This is a genomic window from Streptomyces sp. NPDC057253, assembly GCF_042669125.1.
In the GTDB taxonomy this organism is placed as follows: Bacteria; Actinomycetota; Actinomycetes; order Streptomycetales; family Streptomycetaceae; genus Streptomyces.
The window spans coordinates 17042-38800 of the sequence record NZ_JBHUXV010000030.1 but is presented as its reverse complement, the minus strand read 5'-3'; the positions used below and the strand labels follow the sequence as shown (position 1 = coordinate 38800).

Below are 21759 nucleotides of genomic sequence, written 5' to 3'. Positions count from 1 at the left end.
GTGACGCTCATTCAGCTGTGCCGTTCCGCGCATGTCAAGCCTAGCCCGACCATCACAGGGCGCACCCGGCAATGGCCGACGGCCAGCCCATCGGCTGGACCTGACGCCGCCTCACCCTCCACACTGATCGGCAAACGACCACGGGGAGGCCATCCGGCATGACGGCGCAGCATCCGAGACGTATCGCGGACCGGTACGAACTGAAGGCGCTGCCCATGCCCGGCGGGATGGGGCTGGTGTGGGAGGGGTACGACACCGTCCTCGACCGGCCCGTTGCCATCAAGCAGATCCGTGCCGAGAAGACTCATACGGCGGCCCAACGGGCCGAGCTGATCAGCCGGTTCCGGCGCGAGGCGAAGGTCACGGCGAAGATCGAGCATCCGGGTGTGCCAGCCGTGTACGACGCGGCGATCGACAAGCCCGCCGACTCCCCCGGCGCCGTGGCCGAGCTCTACCTCGTCATGCAGCTGGTGCGCGGCCAGGATCTGCGCGACATCCTCGCCGAGCATGGCGCGCTGCCCGTCGACTGGGCGGTGTCCGTCGCCGCCCAGATCTGCTCCGTCCTGTCGTACGCGCACGCCGTGCCCGTGGTGCACCGGGACCTCAAGCCCAGCAACATCATGATCGATGCCGAGGGGCGGGTGAAGGTACTCGACTTCGGGGTCGCCGCGGTGCTCGGGACGGACGTCACGCAGATCACCGAGACCGGCCGCATGGTCGGTACCCGCGAGTACATGGCGCCGGAGCAGTTCCTCGGTGTCGGTGTGAGCCCCCGCAGCGATCTGTACGCCCTCGGGTGCGTCCTGCATGAGATGGTCGCCGGGGAGAAGGTCTTCGACGGCAACAGCGATCCCGCACTGCAGCATGTCCACGACGAGCCGGTGCCGCTGCGCGCGCTGCGGCCCGAGGTGCCGGCGGGGCTGGAGCAGCTCGTACTGGACCTTCTGGCGAAGGCTCCTGAGGACCGGCCGGACGCTGCGCAGGACGTCTATGAGCGCCTCGTGCCGTATCTCCCGGCGAGTGGCGGTGCCGACGCGCCCGTACCGGCAGGTGTCGCGGATCCGACTCGCCCGTACCGCACCCCGCTCGCCCCGAAGGCGAAGCCGGGGTCGGCCGCCGGGCCCCTTGCACCCCATCCGCCGACCGTCCTGGACTGGTCCGCCGCTCCTCCGCCCGCCCCGGCCACCGTGTCCACGCCCGCGTTCGCCGCGCCGCACGTCAGCGGGGAAGAGATCCAGGAAGCCGAAGAGCACGCCGTGCGGCTCTTCGAGGAGGAGCGGTACTCGCAGGCCGCAGGAGTGCTCGAGGAGATCCTCGACCAAGCTCGCCCGGACGACCCGCGGCTGGTGGAGACTCGACGCGTGCACGCCGCCGTACTGCTCGCGGGCGGCGACTACCGTCGAGCGCTCAGCGCCCTCCGGCTGCTCGCGTCGGTTGTGTCCGGGGTGGAAGGGCCGGAGAGCGAGGACATGCGCGAGTATCGGCAGCAGATCGCGCTGTGTCACGCCGTGCTCGGTGAGCATGAGCAGGCGCTCGACGCGTACCGCGCGTTGCTGCCAGGTGCGGGTCACGAGGAGACCCTCGCTCTCCAGCAGAAGATCGCCGATCTGCTGCTTGCGCTGCACCGCGTGCGCGAGGCCGCCGAGGTGCTGCGCGGCCTGCTGCACCACCTGGACCCGGTGAGCCCGGAGGCCCAGCGCGTCCGCGAGCTTCTGACCCGTATCGAACTCACCGGCGGCACTGGCCACTGATCCGGCCCTTCCTCCCATCCCCCAACAAACCGACAGGAGCCGACGGTGCCGCACCTCGCCTTCGACATCGGCTTCTGCGCAGAGCTCCACAAGCTGCAGCCTCCTGTGAAGAAGGGGGTCTTCGAAGCCTGGGAGAAGTTCGAACGGTTCTCGCTCCAGCAGTTGTTCAAGGATCCAGGGCTGAAACTGGAGTCGCTGAAGAACGCCCGCGACCCGCATATCCGCACCATCCGCATCACCGATTTCTGGCGTGGTGTCGTCCTCGCCCCCGACTCGGGGGAGATCTTCGTCCTCCTCAAGGTGATGCAGCACGACGCGGCGATCGTCTGGGCGAAGAAGCAGAAGTCCAGCATCAACGCGGTCACCCGGGCCGTGGAGATCCGCGACGCCGGCATGCTGGAGGAGCTCGCCCCGGCTGCCGAGCGGGTGGCCGCCGAGTCCCCGGACCGACGTCTGCTGGACCACATCAGCAACAAGGAGCTGAGGTCCCTCGGCGTCGACGACGACACCCTTCGCCGGGCGCGCAGTTTCGTCGACAAGGAGCAGCTGGAGCTGTTCGCCCCGTATCTGCCCGCGGACCAGCGCGAGGTACTGGAGTTCCTCGCGGAGGGCTTCTCCGTCCAGCAGGTCTGGCAGGAGGTCGTGGCATACCGGGCCCCGTCCGGTGCACGGCCCACCGACGCCCACGACTACGACACCGCTATCCGCAATGCGCGCTCCCGCATTGCGCTGGTCACGGCGTCGGAAGAGCTTCAGGACATCCTGGAGAAACCGTTCGCGGCGTGGCGGGTCTTCCTCCACCCCTCCCAGCACCGGGTCGCGTACCGGCCCAGTTACTCCGGTCCCGCCCAGGTCACCGGCGGACCCGGGACCGGCAAGACGGTCGTGGCGCTGCACCGGGTTCGGTATTTGCTGGGTCATCTGCGCGACGGTGAGCGGATCCTGCTCACCACGTACACGAATGCGCTCGTCCACGCGCTGCGTTCCGGCCTGCGGCAGTTGGTGGACGACCCGCAGTTGCTCGACCGCGTCGACGTGTGCACGGTCGACGCATTCGCACACCGGACAGCCACACGCGCAGATGCTCCCGCCCTCACTCCGCTGAACGGCGGCGAGGAAGAGCAGTACTGGAACCGTGTCATCGACGAGCAGGGGCTGCCGTGGACCGCCCAGTTTCTGGCACAGGAGTACCGGCACGTGGTGCTCGCCCAGGACCTGTCCAGCCAGGGCGCGTATCAGGCAGCACAGCGGCGCGGCCGTGGCAGCGCCCTGCCGTCCGACCGAAAGCCTCTGGTGTGGCAGGCAGTCGAGCGTTTCGAGGAGCTGCTCGCCAAGAACAAGCGCTGTACCTACCTCCAGCGCGCAGCCGAGGCAGCCCGTTCCCTGACGGCTGCAGGACCGCTGTACCGCCATATTGTCGTGGACGAGGCCCAGGACCTTCATCCAGCGCAGTGGCGACTGCTGCGCGCCGCCGTCCCCGAGTGCCCCGACGATCTGTTCATCGCGGGCGACCCGCACCAGCGGATCTACGACGCGAAGGTCTCGCTCAAGGCCCTCGGCATCAAGGTCTCCGGGCGGTCCACCAAGATGCGCAAGAACTACCGGAGCACGCAGGAGATCCTTGGCTGGGCGGTCTCCTTGCTGGCCCGGCGACCGATCGGTGAACTCGCCGACGACGCGAAGGAGGAGACCTTCCTCGGCTACCGGTCTGCGCTCCACGGCGGTACGCCACTGACCCACGACACCGAGCGGCAGGACGAGGAACTGGAGGCGCTGGCGGAACAGGTTCGCGAGTGGATCGCCTCTGGGGTGAGACCGGGAGAGATCGGCGTCGCCACCCGCTTCAACCGGGGTCTCGGGGTGGTCGTGAGCCGGCTGTCTAAGGCCGGCATCCCTGCGCGCAGGCTGCGCGCCGACTCCATAGACGACGCCGACGAGGTGGCAGTGGGCACCATGCACGCCTTCAAGGGCCTCGAGTTCCGCTGCATCGCCGTCTTCGGCGTGAACGAGGGCGCCGTTCCCTACCCGAGGGCGGTTACACCGCGTGATGTCGATGCAATCCAGCACGGAACGGATCTGCTCAGCGAACGCTGCCTGCTGTTCGTCGCCTGCACACGGGCCCGCGAGCAGTTGTATGTGTCCTGGTCCGGCAGACCGAGCCCGTTCCTGCAAGAGGCGGGGCTCACTCCGTGATCCCCCAGCAAGGTGGAACTCCTCGACGCCGGAGCCGATCCGGCCGTCGTCACCCAGTGGATCAACGAGGCTCAACGGGACAAGGACGCGGCGCACAAGAAGCTCGACGCGCTGCCCGCCGTCAACCAGAAGAAGGAATCACCCCTCACCGCCGACCAGATCAAGGCGATCACCGAGAGACTCGGTAACATCGCACAGCGTATCCAAGCCGCCGACGCCGACAAGAAAGGGCCGCTCTACGAGGCCCTGGGGATCACCATCGCTTAGGACAACGCGACGAGGACCGCGACCGTTAGGTCGAGGCCCTCGATTGCGTATCGTTATAGCGAGTGTCCGAGGGGGGACTTGAACCCCCACGCCCGATAAAGGGCACTAGCACCTCAAGCTAGCGCGTCTGCCATTCCGCCACCCGGACCAGGTGTCTGCCGCCTTGACGGAGGTGTTCCCCGGGGCGACATGGACAACAATACCAAGCTTTCGGAGCGCCCTTCACCTGCATATCCGTCCGACCTGGGGCTGTGACGACAGTATTCTGTATACTATTGCCCACCCAAACGGCCCCGGCTCGGAGGCGACATGGAAGATCTGGATTCCGCGGTGGTGCTGGGCATGGCAGCTCAGGCGCCCGACGGCATAGTGATCATCGACAGCGAAGGTCTGATCCGTTACTGGAACCGGGGCGCGGAGCGCATCTTCGGGTTCCCCGCGGCCGACGTGGCGGGGCGAAGCCTGGACATCATCATCCCCGAGCGGCACCGCAAGCGGCACCAGGACGGCTTCGAGGCGGCCATGGAGCGCGGGTACAGCAAGTACGGGGACGCGGATCTGCTGAACGTTCCGGCGCTGGCGGCGGACGGCCGCAAGCTGTCCATCGAGTTCAGCGTGGTGCTGTTGTCGGGGCCCGACGGCAGCAGCTACTGCGGTGCGGTGATCCGGGACGTCACCGCGCGGCGCGAGCGGGAGCGGGAGCTGATGCGGCGGCGGGCCGAGGCGTCCGTCTGAGCTCCGGACCATGCCGAAGGGGCCGTGACCCGCCCAGGTCACGGCCCCTTCGGCGTGTCGCTCAGACGATGACGCCGCTCTCCTTGAGGCGACCGATCGTCTCCTCGTCGTACCCCAGCTCGACCAGCACCTCGGAGCTGTGCTCACCCAGCAGCGGGGCGCCCACGATCTCCGGCGTGAACCCGGAGAACTTCACCGGGCTGCCGACGGTCAGATACGTGCCGCGGCCCTTCTGCTCGACCTCGACGACCGTGCCGCTCCTGCGCAGGTCCTCGTCGTAGGCGATCTCCTTCATGCTCATCACCGGGGCGCAGGGCACCTCCCACTCCCGCAGGATGTTCACCGCCTCGTACTTCGTCTTGTCCGCGAGCCACTTCTCGATCTCCTCGAAGATCTCGAAGATGTGCGACTGGCGGGCGCGGGCGGTCGCGTACTCCGGGTCCTCGGCCCACTCGGGGTGGCCGATCACCTCGGCGGTGCGCTTCCAGTTCTGCTCCTGGACGGTGAAGTAGATGTACGCGTTCGGGTCGGTCTCCCAGCCCTTGCACTTGAGCACCCAGCCGGGCTGGCCGCCGCCGCCCGCGTTGCCGCCGCGCGGGACGACGTCGGTGAACTCGCCGTTGGGGTACTGCGGGTACTCCTCCAGGTAGCCGACCCGCTCCAGGCGCTGCTGGTCGCGGAGCTTGACGCGGCAGAGGTTGAGGACGGCGTCCTGCATGGAGACGGAGACCTTCTGGCCCCGGCCGGTCTTGTTCCGGTCGATGATCGCGGTGAGGATGCCGATCGCCAGGTGCATCCCGGTGTTGGTGTCGCCGAGGGCGGCGCCGGAGATGGTGGGCGGGCCGTCCCAGAAACCGGTGGTGGAGGCGGCGCCGCCCGCGCACTGGGCGACGTTCTCGTAGACCTTGAGGTCGTTCCAGGACGACTGGTCGTTGAAGCCCTTCACCGAGCCGAAGATGAGGCGCGGGTTGAGCTCCTGGATGCGCTCCCAGGTGAAGCCCATGCGGTCCAGGGCGCCCGGGGCGAAGTTCTCCACCAGGACGTCGGCGTCCTGGATGAGCTTCTCCAGGACCTCCTTGCCCTCGGCGGTCTTGGTGTTGATGGCCAGGGAGCGCTTGTTGCTGTTGAGCATCGTGAAGTAGAGCGCGTCCAGGTCCTCGATGTCCCTGAGCTGACGGCGCGTCACATCGCCGCCGTTGGGGCGCTCCACCTTGAGGACGTCGGCGCCGAACCAGGCGAGCATCTGCGTGCAGGCGGGACCGGCCTGGACCCCGGTGAAGTCGATCACCTTGATTCCGGCGAGCGGCTTTTCACTCATGTGTGCTTCCTTTTCGTGAAGTTACGTGGTCACTTGGCGGCCGGCGTGATGTTGCCGACGGTGATGCCCTTGGGGTTGAGGTGCGAGATGTGGCCGCTCTCGGTGCCGGCCGAGGGGTCGATCACGCAGTCGATGAGCGCCGGGCCGCCCAGGGCGAGGGCCTCGGTGAGGGCCGCGGTGACCTCGGCGGGGGTGGTGGCGCGGTAGCCCTTGCCGCCGAACGACTCGATGAGCAGGTCGTGCCGGGCCGCCGACATGAGGGTGGTGGGCGAGGGTTCGTCGTCGTACGGGTTGGTGTCGTCGCCCCGGTAGACCCCTCCGTTGTTCATGATCACGGTGACGACGGGCAGCTTGTAGCGGCAGATCGTCTCGATCTCGATACCGCTGAACCCGAAGGCGCTGTCCCCCTCGATGGCCACGACCGGGGCGCCGCTCTCGACGGCCGCGGCGATCGCGTAGCCCATGCCGATGCCCATGACGCCCCAGGTGCCGCTGTCGAGGCGGTGGCGCGGCACGTGCATGTCGATGACGTTTCGCGCGATGTCCAGGGCGTTGGCGCCCTCGTTGACGATGTACGTCTCCGGGTGCTGACGCACGACGTCCCGTACGGCCTTCAGCGCGCCCATGAACTGCATGGGGTGCGGGTCGGCCTCCAGCCGCTTGGCCATCTTGGCGACGTTCCGCGCCGAGCGCGCCCCGAGCTCCTCGCGCCAGGCCGAAGGGGCCGTGATCTGGCCGGGTTTGGTGCGTTCGGCGAGCGCGTCGAGCACCGACTCGATGTCGCCGACGAGCGGCGCGGAGATGGGCTGGTTGCTGTCCATCTCCTTGGGGTCGATGTCGATCTGGACGAACTTGGCGTCCGGGTTCCAGCCCGTCTGGCCGTGGCCCAGCAGCCAGTTGAGGCGGGCGCCGATCAGCATCACCACGTCGGCCTTCTTCAGCGCGAGCGAACGCGCGGTGGCCGCCGACTGCGGGTGGTCGTCGGGCAGCAGGCCCTTCGCCATCGACATCGGTACGTAGGGGATGCCGGTGGACTCGATGAACTGCCGCACCTTCGCGTCGGCTTGGGCGTACGCGGCGCCCTTGCCCAGCACCACCAGCGGGCGTTCGGCGGAGGCGAGGAGCTCGATCGCGCGGTCCACGGCCTCCGGCGCCGGGAGCTGGCGCGGGGCGGGGTCGACGAGACGGCTCAGCGTCCGGTCGCCCTCCGCCTTGGGCATGATGGAACCGAGCACCGCGGCGGGGATGTCGAGGTAGACCCCGCCGGGGCGCCCGGAGATCGCGGTGCGCAGGGCGCGGGCGATGCCGCGGCCGATGTCCTCCACCCGGCTGACCCGGTAGGCGGCCTTCACGAAGGGCTGGGCGGCTGCGAGTTGGTCCATCTCCTCGTAGTCGCCCTGCTTGAGGTCGACGAGGTGGCGCTCGCTGGAGCCGGAGATCTGCACCATCGGGAAGCAGTTGGTGGTCGCGTTCGCGAGGGCGACCAGGCCGTTGAGGAAGCCGGGGGCCGAGACCGTGAGGGCCACGCCGGGCCTCTTGTTGAGGTAGCCGGCGATGGCCGCCGCGTGTCCGGCGTTGCTCTCGTGGCGGAAGCCGATGTAGCGGATGCCCTGCGCCTGGGCGAGACGGGCCAGGTCGGTGATCGGGATGCCGACGACGCCGTAGATGGTGTCGACGTCGTTCAGCTTCAGTGCGTCGACGACCAGGTGGTACCCGTCGGTCAGCTCGGTCGGAACGTCGGCTGCTGCCGCGGTCTCCAGGGTCGAGGGAGCGGTCATGGTCCGAGGTCCTCCTTGGGCAGGTCCTGCCGGAGCGGCTACTTCTCTCACCATCCGCAGCGCGCTCGTCCGCGTCCAAGACCCATCGGCGACCAGCCGATAAACGGCGTCTATCGACAGCAGGTGGGAGGCCCCGCAACTGTCTTGATAGACAGCTGCTATCGGGTGTTCGCCAGCGGGTATTGGACGCGCACCGGGGGCCACCGCACGCTCGCAGAGGATGTTTCGTCGAAGCTGTGCGAGGGGGTGGGGTCATGGCCGTTCCGGCCGCGGCATCCGTGCGCGACGCGAACCTGTACCGGCCTGTGCAGGTCTCGGGCCTCGCCGATCTCCTCGACCGGCAGGTGCGTGAACGCCCTTCCGCCGGGGCCCTCGTGGTGACCGGCGCACGCGTGCAGCTGTCGTACCGGGTGCTCGCCGCCCTGGCCGACGACGTGGCCGCGCGGCTGGGTGGGGCGGGGCTGCGGCCCGGGGACGCCGTCGGGCTGATCTGCGCCAACACCGCGGAGTTCGTCGTGGCGCTGCTCGGCGCGGCGCGGGCCGGGCTGGTCGCGGCTCCCCTGGATCCGGCGCTGCCGGAACCTCAACTCGCGGCGCGAGTGGCGGGGTTGGGCGCACGGGCCGTCCTCCTCGATGCGGCCGTGTCCGGCACCGTCGCGCTGCCGGTGCCCGCGTGGCCGTTGCGGGTGGACGTCTCCGGTGCGGGTACGGCGACGGTGGTGCTGGAGACCACGGCGTGCCGGAACCCCCAAGGAACCGCTGCTTCTGGCGAGTTGTCGGAGCGGGACGCCCTTGTGCTGTTCACCGCCGGGACCACCGCCCGGGCGAAGATGGTTCCGCTGACCCACGCCAATGTGGCCGCCTCCGTCCAGAACATCTGCGCCACCTACGAGTTGGGCCCCGGGGACGCGACGGTCGCGGTGATGCCGCTCTTCCACGGCCACGGGCTGTTCGCGGCGCTGCTGGCCTCGCTGGCGAGCGGGGGCTGTGTGCTGCTGCCGGAGCGGGGACGGTTCTCGGCGGGCACGTTCTGGGACGACATGCGGGCCGCGGGCGCCACCTGGTTCACCGCGGTGCCCGCGATCCACGAGATCCTTCTCGAACGGTCGGAGCGGGACCACCCGGGGCCGCAGGCCACGCCGCTGAAGTTCGTACGGAGTTGCAGCGCGCCCCTGAACACCGCGACGCAGCGGGCGCTGGAGCGGACCTTCGGGGCGCCCCTGCTGTCCGCTTACGGCATGACCGAGTCCACGCACCAGGCGACCAGCGAACCGCTGCCGCAGCGGGGAGCGCTCCGGCAGGGGTCGGTGGGCCGGCCGACCGGCGTCGAGGTGCGGATCACGGACGGGAACGGGCGACCGTGCCCGCCCGGCGTCGAGGGCGAGGTGTGGGTGCAGGGGCCCACGGTCGCGCGGGGCTATCTGGCCGATCCCGAGGAGTCGGCCCGGACCTTCGTCGGCGGCCGGCTGCGCACCGGTGACCTGGGAACCCTGGACGAGGACGGGTATCTGTCGCTGACCGGGCGGCTCAAGAACCTCATCAACCGGGGCGGCGAGAAGATCTCGCCCGAACATGTCGAGGACATCCTCACCGGCTGCCCGGGGGTCGCGCAGGCGGCGGTGTTCGCGGTGCCGGACGCCGTGTACGGGCAGCGGGTCGGGGCGGCCGTGGTGGTGCGGGAGGGGGACGGCGCCGGACGCGCGGAGATCCTGCGGTACTGCCGGGAGCACCTGGCGCCGTTCGAGGTGCCGGACCACCTGGAGGTGGTCGCCGCGCTGCCGTACACGGCCAAGGGAGGGCTGGACCGGAAAGCCGTACAGGCGCGGTATGCGCGGTGAGGACAGCGGCATGACAGCGGTAGGACAGCGGTGGTCAGTGCACGCGGTGCTCGGCGGCCGGCAGGGGGCGGGCGAAGAAGTCGTCCAGGGACAGGCCCGTCGCCGCGTTGACGAAGGCGCGGGCGGCGACCGAGCCGGGGGTGGCCGCGTGGATCGCCACCGAGACCTGGGCGCCGGCCTCCGGGTCGACCAGGGGCAGGGCTCTGGTCCGGCCCACCACCGGCATCGCGCGCAGCCAGGTGTGCGGCACGATGCTCGCCCAGCCGCCGCCGCCCACGTGCGCGTAGAGCGAGGCGATCGAGTCCGTCTCGACCTGCGGGGTCACCACGAACCCCTTCTCCGCGAACACGGTGTCCACGATCTGCCGGATGCGCATGTCGGGGGTCAGCAGCGCGAGCGGCAGTTGGGCCGCGTCGGCCCAGGTCACGGTGGTGGACTGGGCGACCAGCTGCTCGTCCGAGACCAGGAGCATGTAGCGCTCCTGGTAGAGGGGGACGATCTGGAGGCCCTCGCGGTCGTCCGGGTCGAAGTGGGCGATGGCGACGTCCAGTTCGTAGTCGCGCAACTGCCGGTGCAGTTCCTTCGTCGACAGCCGTGAGCGGACCTGGACCTTGGCGAGCGGGTGCGCCGCGCAGAACGCGGCCACGGGCAGGGCGAGGGTCGTGGACGCGGTGGGGTCGGTGCCGAGTCGCAGCGTCCCCGTGATGCCGGACTGCACGGCGGCCACCTCGGCCTTGAACGCGTCCTGTTCGGCGAGGATCCGCTTGGCCCACACCACGAGCCGCTCGCCCTCGGGGGTGAGGCCCTGGTAGTTGTGGCCGCGGTTGATCAGCGTGACGTTCAGCTCCCGCTCCAGCTTGGCGATGGCCGCCGAGAGCGCGGGCTGGGAGACGTAACAGGTCTCCGCCGCCCGGGCGAAGTGCCGTTCCCTCGCCACCGCCACGAAGTATTCGAGCTGCCGGAACAGCATGAGCGTCTCCTCCCTGCCCATGAGATCACTGGGCCCGCGGGATCACCGGGCCCCTGAGATCACTGACTCCATACTGTATGCAGTGTGGGGTGATGTACAGGGAGGAGACAGCACACGTCAGCCCAGAAGCTTCACGGCGGCCACCACCAGCGGGTCGAGCCCCTCAGCGCCGGCGTCGACGAACGCGTGGAGCCGAGTGCGCATCCGCGGGTCCCAGAACCTTCCGATGTGGCCCGCGATGGCCTCGGCGGCCTCCTCCCCGGGCAGATGGCCGAGGTTCCGGGCGATGTCGTTGGCCATCCGGCACTCCGACGGCACGGTCGCTGTCATCTCAGTCCACCACCGTCACCAGGTCGTTGCCGGCGGCCGCGGTGTCGCTCGACCGGTCCGGACGGGCCAGGGCCACCTGTACGGCGGTCACCTTGTACTCCGGGCAGTTGGTCGCCCAGTCGGAGTTCTCGGTGGTGACCACGTTGGCGCCGGTGACGGGGTGGTGGAACGTGGTGTACACGACCCCGGTCGGCATGCGGTCGGAGATCTCCGCGCGCAGGGTGGTCTGCCCGACGCGGCTGGCCAGGGTGACCATGTCGCCGTCGTTGATGCCGCGGACCTCGGCGTCGTGCGGGTGCAGCTCCAGGATGTCCTCGGGGTGCCAGGCGACATTGCCGGTACGGCGGGTCTGGGCGCCGACGTTGTACTGGCTGAGGATGCGCCCGGTGGTGAGGACCAGCGGGAAGCGCCGGGTGCTGCGCTCGTTGGTCGGCACGTACGAGGTGACCACGAACTTCCCCTTGCCGCGCACGAATTCGTCCACGTGCATGATGGGCGTGCCCTCGGGTGCCTCCTCGTTGCACGGCCACTGGACGCTGCCGAGCTTGTCGAGCAGCTCGAAGGAGACCCCCGTGAACGTCGGGGTGACCGAGGCGATCTCGTCCATGATCTGGCCGGGATGGTCGTAGGACATCGGATAGCCCATGGCGGTGGCGATCTCGCTGACGATCTGCCACTCGTGCTTGCCCGTCTTCGGTTTCATCACCGAGCGCACCCGGTTGATGCGGCGCTCGGCGTTGGTGAAGGTGCCGTCCTTCTCCAGGAAGGAGGCGCCGGGCAGGAAGACGTGGGCGAACTTGGCGGTCTCGTTGAGGAACAGGTCCTGGACGACGACGAGTTCCATCGCTTCGAGGGCGGCGGTGACGTGCCCCAGGTTGGGGTCGGACTGGGCGATGTCCTCACCGTGCACGAACAGACCGCGGAAGGTGCCGTCGATGGCCGCGTCGAACATGTTGGGGATGCGAAGTCCCGGCTCCGCGAGGAGGGTTCCGCCCCACAGGTTCTCGAAGACGGTACGGACCGCGTCGTCGGAGACGTGCCGGTAGCCGGGGAGTTCGTGCGGGAAGGATCCCATGTCGCAGGAGCCCTGCACGTTGTTCTGGCCGCGCAGGGGGTTCACGCCGACGCCGTCACGGCCGATGTTGCCGCACGCCATCGCGAGGTTGGCCATTCCCATGACCATGGTGGAGCCCTGGCTGTGTTCGGTGACGCCGAGGCCGTAGTAGATGGCGCCGTTGGGCGCTTCGGCGTACAGCCGTGCGGCAGCGCGCAGGTCGGCGGCCGGCACTCCGGTGATCTCCTCGACCGCCTCCGGGCTGTTCTCCGGGCGGGCGATGAACTCGGCCCACTCGTCGAAGCCTTCGCACCGCTGGTCCACGAAGGACCGGTCGACGAGGCCCTCGGTGACGACCACGTGGGCCATCGCGTTGACGACGGCCACGTTGGTGCTCGGCCGCAGCTGGAGGTGGTGCTGGGCCTCGATGTGCGGGGAGCGGACGAGGTCGATGCGGCGCGGGTCCACGACGATCAGCTTCGCGCCCTCGCGCAGCCGTCGCTTCATCCGGGAGGCGAACACCGGGTGCCCGTCGGTGGGGTTGGCGCCGATCACCACGATGACGTCGGCCTCGGCGACCGAGCGGAAGTCCTGGGTGCCGGCCGACTCGCCGAAGGTCTGCTTGAGTCCGTAGCCCGTCGGGGAGTGGCAGACGCGGGCGCAGGTGTCGACGTTGTTGTTGCCGAAGGCCGCGCGCACCATCTTCTGCACGACGTAGACCTCTTCGTTGGTGCACCGCGAGGAGGTGATGGCGCCGATCGCGCCGGCGCCGTGCCGGTCCTGGATCTCGCGCATGCGGCGGGCGACCGTGCCGATCGCCTCGTCCCACTCGACCTCCCGCCAGGGGTCGGTGATGCGGTCGCGCACCATGGGCTTGAGCATGCGGTCGGGGTGGGTGGCGTAGCCGAAGGCGAACCGGCCCTTCACGCAGGAGTGGCCCTCGTTGGCGCCGCCGTCCTTGTAGGGCACCATGCGCACGAGTTCGTCGCCGCGCAGCTCGGCCTTGAAGGAGCAGCCGACGCCGCAGTACGCGCACGTGGTGACAACTGACCTGGTGGGCATGCCGAGTTCGACGACCGAGCGTTCCTGGAGGGTGGAGGTCGGGCAGGCCTGGACACAGGCTCCGCAGGAGACGCACTCGGAGTCCATGAAGGACTCCCCCGCGCCCGGTGAAACCTTGGAGTCGAAGCCGCGGCCCTCGATGGTGAGCGCGAAGGTGCCCTGGACCTCGCCGCAGGCGCGGACGCAGCGGGAGCAGGCGATGCACTTGGACGGGTCGAAGTCGAAGTAGGGGTTGGAGGTGTCCTTCTCGGCGTCGAGGTGGTTCTCGCCCTCGTAGCCGTAGCGGACCTGCCGAAGGCCCACCACCCCCGCCATGTCCTGGAGTTCGCAGTCGCCGTTGGCGGGGCAGGTCAGACAGTCCAGGGGGTGGTCGGAGATGTAGAGCTCCATGACGCCCTGGCGGAGCTTCTCCACCTTCGGGGTCTGGGTGCTGACCTTCATTCCGTCGGCGCAGGGAGTCGTGCAGGAGGCCGGGGTGCCGCGCCGGCCGTCGATCTCGACCACGCACAACCGGCAGGAGCCGAACGCCTCCAGGCTGTCGGTGGCGCACAGCTTCGGTATGTCGACGCCCGCTTGGGCGGCCGCGCGCATCACCGAGGTGCCCTCGGGGACGGTCACCGGGAAGCCGTCCACCTCCACGCTCACCGTCGCCGGTCCCGGCCTTTCCGGTGTGCCGAAGTCGGGTTCCTTGAGGAGTGTCATGCCGTGCCCTCCGCCCTGCGGCCGTTCGCCTGTACGGGTTGGATGTCCAGGAGTCGACGGCCGCCGAGGAAGTCGTCGGGGAAGTGGGTGAGGGCGCTGCGCACGGGCAGCGGGGTCAGCCCGCCCATCGCGCACAGCGAGCCCTCGGTCATCAGGTCGCAGAGGTCCTCCAGCAGGGCGAGGTTCTCGTCCCGGTGGGTGCCCGCGACGATCTTGTCGATCACCTCGACGCCGCGCACCGCGCCGACCCGGCAGGGTGTGCACTTGCCGCAGGACTCCTCGGCGCAGAACTCCATCGCGAAGCGGGCCTGCGCGGCCATGTCGACGGTCTCGTCGAAGACGACCACCCCGCCGTGCCCGACCATCGCACCGGCGGCCGCGAACGCCTCGTAGTCCATGGGGAGATCGAACATCGACTCCGGCAGATAGGCCCCGAGGGGACCACCCACCTGCGCGGTGCGGATCGGGCGTCCGGAGTGGGTGCCGCCGCCGTACTCCTCGATGAGCTCGCGCAGGGTGATGCCGAAGGCGGTCTCCACGATGCCGCCGTGCGCGATGTTGCCGCCGAGCTGGAACACCTGGGTGCCGCGGGAGCGTTCGACGCCGAGGCGCTCGTACGCCTGCGCTCCCTCGGCCATGACGACGGGCACGGTGGCGAGGGTGAGGACGTTGTTGACCACGGTCGGTCTGCCGAACAGGCCCTCGATCGCCGGGATCGGCGGTTTCGCGCGGACCATGCCGCGCTTGCCCTCCAGGCTCTCCAGCATGGAGGTCTCCTCGCCGCAGATGTACGCGCCGGCGCCGACGCGGACGCGCAGGTCGAAGTCGAGGGCGGAGCCGAGGATGTTCCTGCCGAGCCAGCCGTGCTCGCGTGCGATCCCGATGGCCTGGCGCATCGTGGCGATCGCGTCGGGGTACTCGGAGCGGATGTAGAGGTAGCCCTCGCTCGCTCCGACCGCGTGCGCGGCGATCGTCATGCCCTCGATCAGCATGAAGGGGTCGCCCTCCATGACCATGCGGTCGGCGAAGGTGCCGCTGTCGCCCTCGTCGGCGTTGCAGCAGACGAACTTCAGCTCGTCCGGGCAGTCGAGGACCGTCTTCCACTTGATGCCGGCCGGGAAGCCGGCGCCGCCGCGGCCGCGCAGTCCGGACGCGGTGACCTCGGCGACCACGTCCGCGGGGGCCGACTCCAGGGCGGCGCGCAGTCCGGCGAGGCCGCCGTGCGCCTCGTAGTCCTCGGTCGACAGGGGGTCGGTGACGCCGACGCGGGCGAAGGTGACCCGGTTCTGGCGCGCCAGCCAGGGGAGTTCGTCGACGACGCCGAGCCGCAGGGGGTGGTCGGCCCCGTCGAGCATGCCCCCGGCGAGGAGTCCGTCGACGTCCTCGGGGGCCACGGGGCCGTAGCCGATACGCCCTTGGGGCGTCACCACCTCGACCAGGGGCTCCAGCCAGAGCATGCCGCGCGATCCATTGCGTACGACGTCCAGGGTGAAGTCTCCCCGGGACGCGGCGAGTTGGAGCGCCTGGGCGACCTCGTCGGCGCCGACGGACCTGGCGGCGGAGTCGCGGGGGACGTACACCGTGGCCGTGGAGGCCGTGGAGGCGGTGGAGGGGGTGGCGTGCGGGGGGTTGTTCATGAGGAGACCGTCCCGTTGAGGATCGCGCCCAGTCGGGCGGGGCCGACGCGGCCGTACAGACGTCCGTTGGCCTCCACGGACGGGCCGAGCGCGCAGTTGCCGAGGCAGAAGACCTGCTCGACGGTGACCGAACCGTCGGGGGTCGTCTCGCCCAGCGTCAGCCCCGACTCGCGTGCGTAGTGGACGAGTTGGTCGGCGCCGAGCGCCTGGCAGGCCTCGGCGCGACAGATGCGCACGGTGGTGCGGCCCGCGGGCTCGCGACGGAAGTCGTGGTAGAAGGTCACCACTCCGTGGACGTCCGCCCGGGAGAGGTTGAGCTCCTCGGCGAGCACCGGCACCGCCTCCTGCGGCACATGGCCCAACTCGGCCTGGAGGGCGTGCAGTACGGGCAGCAGCGGTCCGCGCTCGCCGCGGTGACGGGCCACCACCCTCCGGACCACGCTCTCGACCGTCACATCGCTCCCGCTGGTCGTCATGATCGCTTCGCCTTCCGTCACGCGGGTCCCCGGCGAGTGGTGCAGGAGACGTAGCCAATACTCCATACAGACTTCTGTATACACAACCCTGCCGTGGCGACGGACTCGGCCGTGGCGACGGACCCGAGTGGGCGGCCGCCATGGGGCGCCTGGGATCGGCATGGACGGGACGCCATGTTGCATACGAAAACCTGTATGCTGACGCGGCCGTCGGCAACCCTCCGGTCGGCCTCCACTCGCCACAGCCGCCGCCCGCGACCCCGGCGGCAGAACGGGACCACCATGCGCGAGGCACTCACGGCCGCCGCGTCCCGGCGCGTCACCCGCCCGGCACCGCTGCGTCAGGCCGTGTACGACGCCCTGACCGAGCTCATCGTCAACGGCTCCCTCAAGCCCGGTCAGCATCTGGTCGAGGCCGAGCTCGCCGAGCACCTCGGTGTCAGCCGTCAGCCGGTGCGGGAGGCGTTGCAGCGGCTCCAGACCGCCGGCTGGGTCGATCTGCGTCCCGCCCAGGGGGCCTTCGTGCACTCCCCCACCGAGGAGGAGGCCGCCCAGCTGCTCGGTGTGCGGTCGGTCCTGGAAACCTACTCGGCGCAGCTCGCCGCCAAGAACGCGAAGCCCGAGGACATCACCCGTCTTGATGAACTTCAGCTGGACGGCGTCGCCGCTCTCGCCGACGGCGATGTCGAGCGGCTGGTCGCGGCCAACACCGCGTTGCACGACTTCATCACGGTCCTGGCCGACAACGCCGTGCTGGCCGAACTGATCGCCCAGGTCGGCCAGAAGGTCCGCTGGTACTACACCCCCATCGCCAGGCCTCGCGGCAGGGAAGCCTGGAACGAGCACTCGCAGCTCATCAAGGCCATCGCCAAGGGTGACGCCGACCGCGCGGGCGAGGTCATGCGCGCGCACACCGAGCGCACGACCGACTTCTACCGCAGGCAGATCGCGGCGACGGAGAAGGGGGCTTAGCCCCTGCCGGGGTTGGCGCCCAGGCCGGGGGCGACGCCGATGCGGATGCGGGTGCCGAGCCCTATGCGGGTGCCGAGCTCTATGCAGGTGCCGAGCCCTATGCGGGTGCGGATCCCGATGCCGTAGATCTTGGCGCTGCAGGTGACGTTGTTCCCCTCGCATGGTTCAGGACGCTGCGAGGGAGTCGGCCCGGTGGCGGGGGCGCTCCGGGGCGAGGGTCGGTGGGGGGAACGTCTGCGCGGCGGCCCGGAGTTCGAGGAGCCACGGCAGGACCGTGCGCAGCACCAGGTCGAGGCCGGCGCCGTCGGTGCCGAGCATCGCCTCGGCCGGTACCAGCACCGGGTCGGCGAAGACGGTGGACGTCCCGCTGCCGCGCGGCCCTGCGGCGCCGGGGCGGGCCGGGACGAACAGGTCGGGGGCGTGCGCCGGTACCGCCCAGAGCGTCAGCCCGTCCGCGGCGGTGAGGGGGCGGGAGGACCAGACGTAGGTGTCGGCCTCCCCCGCCGCGAGCACCCCGTGCTTGCGGCCACGCAGGGCGACCACGCCACCGGAGTGGGTGGCGACGGAGCGCGGCGCCAGGAGCTGGGCCTCCGCTCCCGGTCCGGCGTCGCCGGCCCCTGCTTCCGACTCGGCCAGCGCGAGACTGGCGAGGTGACGTCCGGCGGCGATCTCGCGGCGCACCCAGGGGCCGCCGTACGTCTCGAGGACGGCGACGGCCGTGTAGTGGGACTGGAGCACGGCCGCGGTGGCCGGGCAGACGCGCGCGGTCCGCGTCACGACGTCGGCGGCCTCGCTCAACCCCAGTCCGCCACCGCCGAATTCGGCCGAGACGGTGAGGCCGAGGAGCCCCGCGTGTCCGAGGGCCGTGACGGCGCCGCGGGGGAACCTGCCCTGGACGCGGGTCGCCTCGGCGGCGGGTCCGACGACGCCGGTCAGGGCTTCGGAGAGAGCGGTGCGGTACGACACGGGGCGACCCCCTTGGGAGTGGCTGGTGGTCCACTGTCGAACGATAATTGCATACAGTATTCTGCATGCGTTGATGCTGCGCCAGAGGGCCGGCCGAGCAATTTCCGGATGTCAGCAGATCGCCCCATAGGTCGGCCGGGGCGACTAGCCCCGGCCGACCTACCCCACGCCCGCCAACGGGCGTTGAATTGCTAGGAGTTCGGGGCGATCTCCCGCAACAACCCCGTGGTCACGTCGAAGACGAAGCCGCGTACGTCGTCGGTGTGCGGCAGGAAGGGCGACGTGCGCACGCGCTGCATGGACTGCCGTACGTCCTGGTCGACGTCCCGGAAGGCCTCCACCGCCCAGGCGGGGCGCTGGCCGACCTCCAACTCCAGCTCGTGCCGGAAGTCCTCGGTCAGGGTCTGGAGTCCGCAGCCGGTGTGGTGGATCAGCACCACGCTGCGGGTGCCGAGCGCCCGCTGACTGATCGTCAGGGAGCGGATGGTGTCATCGGTGACCACTCCCCCGGCGTTGCGGATGGTGTGGCAGTCACCGAGTTCCAGGCCCAGCGCGGCGTGCAGGTCGAGTCGGGCGTCCATGCAGGCGACGACGGCGACGCGCAGGACGGGGCGGGCGTCCGTACCGGGGTCGGTGAATCCGGCGGCGTAGGCACGGTTGGCTGCCACGAGCCGGTCGGTGACGGTCGCGGTCCGGGGCGCTGTCGCGGTCCGGGGCGCTGTCGCGGTTCGGGGTGCTGAAGTCGACATGGGGGGCTACCTCGTTCCGGTCGTGTCGGTCAGATGACGCCCTGCGCCTTGAGCTGCGGCAACTCGTCCTGGGCCAGGCCGAGTTCGCCGATGTAGATGTCGTGGTTGTGCTGGCCGAGGAGGGGTGGGGTGGTGATGGTGGTGGGGGAGTCGGAGAGTTTGAGGGGGTTGCCGACGGTGGTGAAGGTGCCGCGTTCGGGATGCTCGACCTCGACGATCATGTCGTTGTCGGCGAGGGAGGTGTCCTGGATGATCTCCCGGGTGGACAGGATCGGCCCGCACGGGATGTCGTACCGGTTGAGTTCTTCCAGGACCTGCCATTTGGGCAGGGTCGCGGTCCATTCCTCGATCAGCTGGAACATCTTCGCCAGCTTCGGCAGCCGGGCCTGCGGGGTGGCCCACTCGGGGTCCTCGGCCAGCTCCGGGCGGCCGATCAGGGCGGCGAGGGGGGCCCAGCCGACGGGCTGGACGATGACGTAGACGTAGTCGTTGGGCCCGCCGGGCGCGCAGCGCACCGCCCAGCCCGGCTGCCCGCCCCCCGAAGCGTTCCCGGAACGGGGGACTTCGTCGGTGAAGTCCTCGTTCGGATACTCGGCCAGCGGGCCGTGCGCGAGGCGCTGCTGGTCGCGGAGTTTGACCCGGCACAGGTTCAGCACCGCGTGCTGCATGGCGACGTTGACCCGCTGGCCGCGGCCGGTCCTCTCGCGCTGGAAGAGCGCGGCCAGGATCCCGGCGACCGCATGCACCCCGGTGCCGGAGTCACCGATCTGCGCCCCGGTCGCCAGCGGCGGCCCGTCCTGGAACCCGGTCGTCGCCATCGAGCCGCCCATCGCCTGCGCCACCACCTCGTACGCCTTGAAACCGGTGTACGGGCCCGGCCCGAACCCCTTGATCGAGGCATACACCATCCTCGGGTTGATCTCCCGGATCCGCTCCCACGCAAACCCCATACGATCCACCGCACCCGGAGCGAAGTTCTCCACCAGCACATCCGCACCCCGGATCAGCGCCGTCAGGATCTCCCGGCCCCGCTCCGTCTTCACATTCAGCGTGATGCTGCGCTTGTTGCAGTTCAGCATCGTGAAATACAGCGAGTCCGCACCCGCCACATCCCGCAACTGCCCCCGCGTAACATCCCCGCCCGGCGCCTCCACCTTCACCACATCCGCCCCCAGCCACGCCAGCAACTGCGTCGCCGACGGACCCGACTGCACATGCGTCATGTCCAACACCCGCACACCATCAAGAGCCAACGTCATGGTCGCCACCTCGTCCCTGCGTCGTCGTGTGTCCGTCGTTGCCTCACGGCATCAGCTGGTACTCGGGGAAGTTGCCGGGCAGCCGTTCGCCGGCGGGTCCCTGGGTGACCGCGCGGACCAGGAGTTCGCCGCCGACGAAGGCGCCGCGCCAGGAGGCGCCGAACCCGCCGAACAGTTCGTCGCGGTCGCCGCGGGAGCGCGGGGTGCCGTGTCCGACCTTGAACGCGCGGATCTGCGGGGCGAGTCGGTCGAAGGTCGCCCTGTCGTCGGTGGACAGGGTGGCGACCAGTGCGCCGTTGGAGGCGTTCATGGCGGCCAGCAGTTCCGCTTCCGTGTCGACCAGGACGATGGTGTCGACCGGGCCGAAGGGCTCCGCGTGGTGCAGGGGTGAGGACGGGGGCGGGTTGAGGAGGGTGACCGGCTGGACGTACGCGGAGGTGTCCTGGCCGGGCAGGAAGCGCGCGTCCGCCTCGCTGCCGCGGTGCACGGGGACGGCTCCGCGGTCGATGGCCTCGGCGACCTGGTCGCGCAGTTCCTTCGCCTTGGCCGCGTTGATCACCGGGCCGAAGTCGAGGGAGGGGTAGGGGTCGTCGGGGTGCTCGACGGCGAGCGGGTGTCCGAGGCGCAGGGTGCGCACGGCCGGGAGGTAGGCCGCCAGGAACTCGTCGAACAGCTCACGCTGGACGACGAAGCGCGGGTAGGCGGTGCAGCGCTGCTTGCCGTAGTCGAAGAGCTTGGGGATGACGGCGGTGAGGGCGTCCCAGTCGGAGTGGTTCCAGATGCCCCAGGTGTTGAGGCCTTCCTGTTCGAGGATGTGGCGCTTGCCCAGGTCGGCGACGGCGGTGGCGACGGCGGCACCGGTGTCGCGGCCGCCGACGAAGGAGACGCAGCCGATCTCGGGCGCCCGCACCAGCGCCTCGGACAGCTCTCCCCCGCTGCCGCTGACGAGGGTGACGGGGATGCCCTCGCGGGCGGCGAGCGCGCAGGCCAGGGTGAGGCAGGCGACGCCGCCGTCGGTGGGGGTCTTGGCGATGACCGCGTTGCCCGCCAGGGCCTGGACCAGCAGGGCGTGGACGAGCACGCTCATCGGGTAGTTCCAGCTGGCGATGTTGGAGACCGGGCCGTCCAGCGGGGCCCGGCCCTCGACCATCGGCTCGATGCCGTCGACGTACCAGCGCACGCCGTCGATGGCCCGGTCGACGTCGGCCTGCGCGAGCCGCCACGGCTTGCCGATCTCCCAGACGAGGAGGAGGGCGAGGAGTTCGCGGTGCTGGGTGAGAGCGTCGAGGGTGGCCGCGACACGGGCCCGGCGTTCTTCGAGGCGGACGTGCCGCCAGGCACGGTGCTGGTCGAGGGAGGCGCGGACGGCCTGGTGGGCGGCTTCCCGGTCCAGGCGCGGCGGGCCGGCGATGGGGCTGCCGTCGACGGGGCTGGTGGCGGGCAGTGCCCGGCCGTCGGCCCGCCAGGCGGAGTCCCAGAGGTTGAGGACGCGGTCGTCGCGGAAGGCCTCGGGGGCGACGGCGAGGCAGCGTTGCCAGGCGTCGTTCCAGGAGGTACCGGACTTCACCACGAGGTGGGTGGAGTTGAGGGTGGTGGTCATGCGATGTCTCCGCTCTCGGTGCACAGTCGGGGGCGGGGTGGTGAGGGAGGGAACGCGTGGTTCCCCGTACGCGGCGCACGGTTCTCCGAACGGGACGCACGG

Annotated in this window: 17 protein-coding genes and 1 tRNA gene; 6 read left to right on the top strand and 12 right to left on the bottom strand. The window is 70.1% G+C overall.

Annotated elements, in window-relative coordinates; genetic code table 11:
• The first annotated feature begins 158 nt into the window (after positions 1-158).
• The 3 genes from ACFULQ_RS18635 to ACFULQ_RS18625 are packed head-to-tail and all read left to right on the top strand — an operon-like array spanning position 159 to position 4211.
• Positions 159-1751: a protein kinase gene (locus tag ACFULQ_RS18635; RefSeq protein ID WP_383544993.1), complete on the top strand. Its 1593-nt coding sequence runs from the start codon at positions 159-161 to the stop codon at positions 1749-1751.
• Between the two features lie 45 nt (positions 1752-1796).
• A complete protein-coding gene (locus ACFULQ_RS18630) occupies positions 1797-3944 on the top strand; it encodes a UvrD-helicase domain-containing protein (protein ID WP_383544990.1) in 2148 nt (715 codons plus the stop codon).
• Positions 3945-3956: 12 nt separating this feature from the next.
• Positions 3957-4211 (top strand): hypothetical protein, encoded by a 255-nt coding sequence (locus ACFULQ_RS18625; protein WP_383544987.1) that lies wholly within the window; start codon positions 3957-3959, stop codon positions 4209-4211.
• A gap of 63 nt (positions 4212-4274) precedes the next feature.
• On the opposite strand, the gene ACFULQ_RS18620 is transcribed toward ACFULQ_RS18625, so the two are convergent.
• A tRNA-Leu gene (locus ACFULQ_RS18620) sits at positions 4275-4359 on the bottom strand.
• Between the two features lie 161 nt (positions 4360-4520).
• Here ACFULQ_RS18620 and ACFULQ_RS18615 point away from each other — a divergent pair.
• Positions 4521-4946: a PAS domain S-box protein gene (locus ACFULQ_RS18615; protein ID WP_383544985.1), complete on the top strand. Its 426-nt coding sequence runs from the start codon at positions 4521-4523 to the stop codon at positions 4944-4946.
• A 61-nt stretch (positions 4947-5007) separates the two neighbouring features.
• On the opposite strand, the gene frc (ACFULQ_RS18610) is transcribed toward ACFULQ_RS18615, so the two are convergent.
• Together frc (ACFULQ_RS18610) and oxc are read right to left on the bottom strand one after the other, a co-directional pair.
• A complete protein-coding gene (gene frc / locus ACFULQ_RS18610) occupies positions 5008-6264 on the bottom strand; it encodes a formyl-CoA transferase (RefSeq protein ID WP_383544982.1) in 1257 nt (418 codons plus the stop codon).
• A gap of 29 nt (positions 6265-6293) precedes the next feature.
• Entirely contained in the window at positions 6294-8042 is a 1749-nt protein-coding gene (oxc, locus tag ACFULQ_RS18605; RefSeq protein ID WP_383544980.1) for an oxalyl-CoA decarboxylase, read from the bottom strand.
• A 254-nt stretch (positions 8043-8296) separates the two neighbouring features.
• Between oxc and ACFULQ_RS18600 the strand changes: the two genes are divergently transcribed.
• Entirely contained in the window at positions 8297-9880 is a 1584-nt protein-coding gene (locus ACFULQ_RS18600; RefSeq protein ID WP_383544978.1) for a FadD7 family fatty acid--CoA ligase, read from the top strand.
• A 34-nt stretch (positions 9881-9914) separates the two neighbouring features.
• On the opposite strand, the gene ACFULQ_RS18595 is transcribed toward ACFULQ_RS18600, so the two are convergent.
• The 5 genes from ACFULQ_RS18595 to ACFULQ_RS18575 all read right to left on the bottom strand — a co-directional run bounded on the left by ACFULQ_RS18595 (position 9915) and on the right by ACFULQ_RS18575 (position 16111).
• Positions 9915-10850: a LysR family transcriptional regulator gene (locus ACFULQ_RS18595; protein ID WP_383544976.1), complete on the bottom strand. Its 936-nt coding sequence runs from the start codon at positions 10848-10850 to the stop codon at positions 9915-9917.
• A 117-nt stretch (positions 10851-10967) separates the two neighbouring features.
• On the bottom strand, positions 10968-11180 hold the full coding sequence (locus tag ACFULQ_RS18590; RefSeq protein WP_383544973.1) for a formate dehydrogenase subunit delta: 213 nt from the start codon (positions 11178-11180) through the stop codon (positions 10968-10970).
• Position 11181: 1 nt separating this feature from the next.
• Positions 11182-13998 (bottom strand): formate dehydrogenase subunit alpha, encoded by a 2817-nt coding sequence (gene fdhF / locus ACFULQ_RS18585; protein ID WP_383544971.1) that lies wholly within the window; start codon positions 13996-13998, stop codon positions 11182-11184.
• Positions 13995-15635: a formate dehydrogenase beta subunit gene (locus tag ACFULQ_RS18580; RefSeq protein ID WP_383544968.1), complete on the bottom strand. Its 1641-nt coding sequence runs from the start codon at positions 15633-15635 to the stop codon at positions 13995-13997. The genes fdhF and ACFULQ_RS18580 overlap by 4 nt, the downstream gene beginning before the upstream one ends.
• Complete coding sequence (locus ACFULQ_RS18575) at positions 15632-16111, bottom strand: NAD(P)H-dependent oxidoreductase subunit E (protein ID WP_383544965.1); 480 nt, start codon at positions 16109-16111, stop codon at positions 15632-15634. Before ACFULQ_RS18575 ends, ACFULQ_RS18580 begins: the two co-directional genes overlap by 4 nt.
• A 282-nt stretch (positions 16112-16393) precedes the next feature.
• Between ACFULQ_RS18575 and ACFULQ_RS18570 the strand changes: the two genes are divergently transcribed.
• The gene (locus ACFULQ_RS18570; RefSeq protein WP_383544963.1) at positions 16394-17083 is read left to right on the top strand and encodes a GntR family transcriptional regulator; all 690 of its coding nucleotides are present in this window, start codon (positions 16394-16396) and stop codon (positions 17081-17083) included.
• A gap of 165 nt (positions 17084-17248) precedes the next feature.
• Here the strand turns inward: ACFULQ_RS18570 and ACFULQ_RS18565 are convergent, their stop codons facing one another.
• The 4 genes from ACFULQ_RS18565 to ACFULQ_RS18550 all read right to left on the bottom strand — a co-directional run bounded on the left by ACFULQ_RS18565 (position 17249) and on the right by ACFULQ_RS18550 (position 21657).
• On the bottom strand, positions 17249-18049 hold the full coding sequence (locus ACFULQ_RS18565) for an acyl-CoA dehydrogenase family protein (RefSeq protein ID WP_383544960.1): 801 nt from the start codon (positions 18047-18049) through the stop codon (positions 17249-17251).
• 191 nt (positions 18050-18240) lie between these two features.
• Positions 18241-18798 (bottom strand): beta-class carbonic anhydrase, encoded by a 558-nt coding sequence (locus ACFULQ_RS18560; protein ID WP_383544959.1) that lies wholly within the window; start codon positions 18796-18798, stop codon positions 18241-18243.
• 29 nt (positions 18799-18827) lie between these two features.
• Complete coding sequence (gene frc, locus ACFULQ_RS18555; protein WP_383544956.1) at positions 18828-20057, bottom strand: formyl-CoA transferase; 1230 nt, start codon at positions 20055-20057, stop codon at positions 18828-18830.
• Between the two features lie 43 nt (positions 20058-20100).
• Positions 20101-21657, bottom strand: a complete 1557-nt coding sequence (locus tag ACFULQ_RS18550) for an aldehyde dehydrogenase family protein (protein ID WP_383544954.1) — start codon at positions 21655-21657, stop codon at positions 20101-20103.
• Between the last annotated feature and the right edge of the window lie 102 nt (positions 21658-21759).

Coding starts and splice junctions, on each gene's coding strand:
- ACFULQ_RS18560 (WP_383544959.1), bottom strand. CDS start 18,798: ATGTCGACTTCAGCACCCCGAACCGCGACAGCGCCCCGGACCGCGACA.
- oxc (WP_383544980.1), bottom strand. CDS start 8,042: ATGACCGCTCCCTCGACCCTGGAGACCGCGGCAGCAGCCGACGTTCCG.
- fdhF (WP_383544971.1), bottom strand. CDS start 13,998: ATGACACTCCTCAAGGAACCCGACTTCGGCACACCGGAAAGGCCGGGA.
- ACFULQ_RS18550 (WP_383544954.1), bottom strand. CDS start 21,657: ATGACCACCACCCTCAACTCCACCCACCTCGTGGTGAAGTCCGGTACC.
- ACFULQ_RS18570 (WP_383544963.1), top strand. CDS start 16,394: ATGCGCGAGGCACTCACGGCCGCCGCGTCCCGGCGCGTCACCCGCCCG.
- ACFULQ_RS18595 (WP_383544976.1), bottom strand. CDS start 10,850: ATGCTGTTCCGGCAGCTCGAATACTTCGTGGCGGTGGCGAGGGAACGG.
- ACFULQ_RS18575 (WP_383544965.1), bottom strand. CDS start 16,111: ATGACGACCAGCGGGAGCGATGTGACGGTCGAGAGCGTGGTCCGGAGG.
- frc (WP_383544982.1), bottom strand. CDS start 6,264: ATGAGTGAAAAGCCGCTCGCCGGAATCAAGGTGATCGACTTCACCGGG.
- ACFULQ_RS18600 (WP_383544978.1), top strand. CDS start 8,297: ATGGCCGTTCCGGCCGCGGCATCCGTGCGCGACGCGAACCTGTACCGG.
- ACFULQ_RS18615 (WP_383544985.1), top strand. CDS start 4,521: ATGGAAGATCTGGATTCCGCGGTGGTGCTGGGCATGGCAGCTCAGGCG.
- ACFULQ_RS18580 (WP_383544968.1), bottom strand. CDS start 15,635: ATGAACAACCCCCCGCACGCCACCCCCTCCACCGCCTCCACGGCCTCC.
- frc (WP_383544956.1), bottom strand. CDS start 20,057: ATGACGTTGGCTCTTGATGGTGTGCGGGTGTTGGACATGACGCATGTG.
- ACFULQ_RS18590 (WP_383544973.1), bottom strand. CDS start 11,180: ATGACAGCGACCGTGCCGTCGGAGTGCCGGATGGCCAACGACATCGCC.
- ACFULQ_RS18635 (WP_383544993.1), top strand. CDS start 159: ATGACGGCGCAGCATCCGAGACGTATCGCGGACCGGTACGAACTGAAG.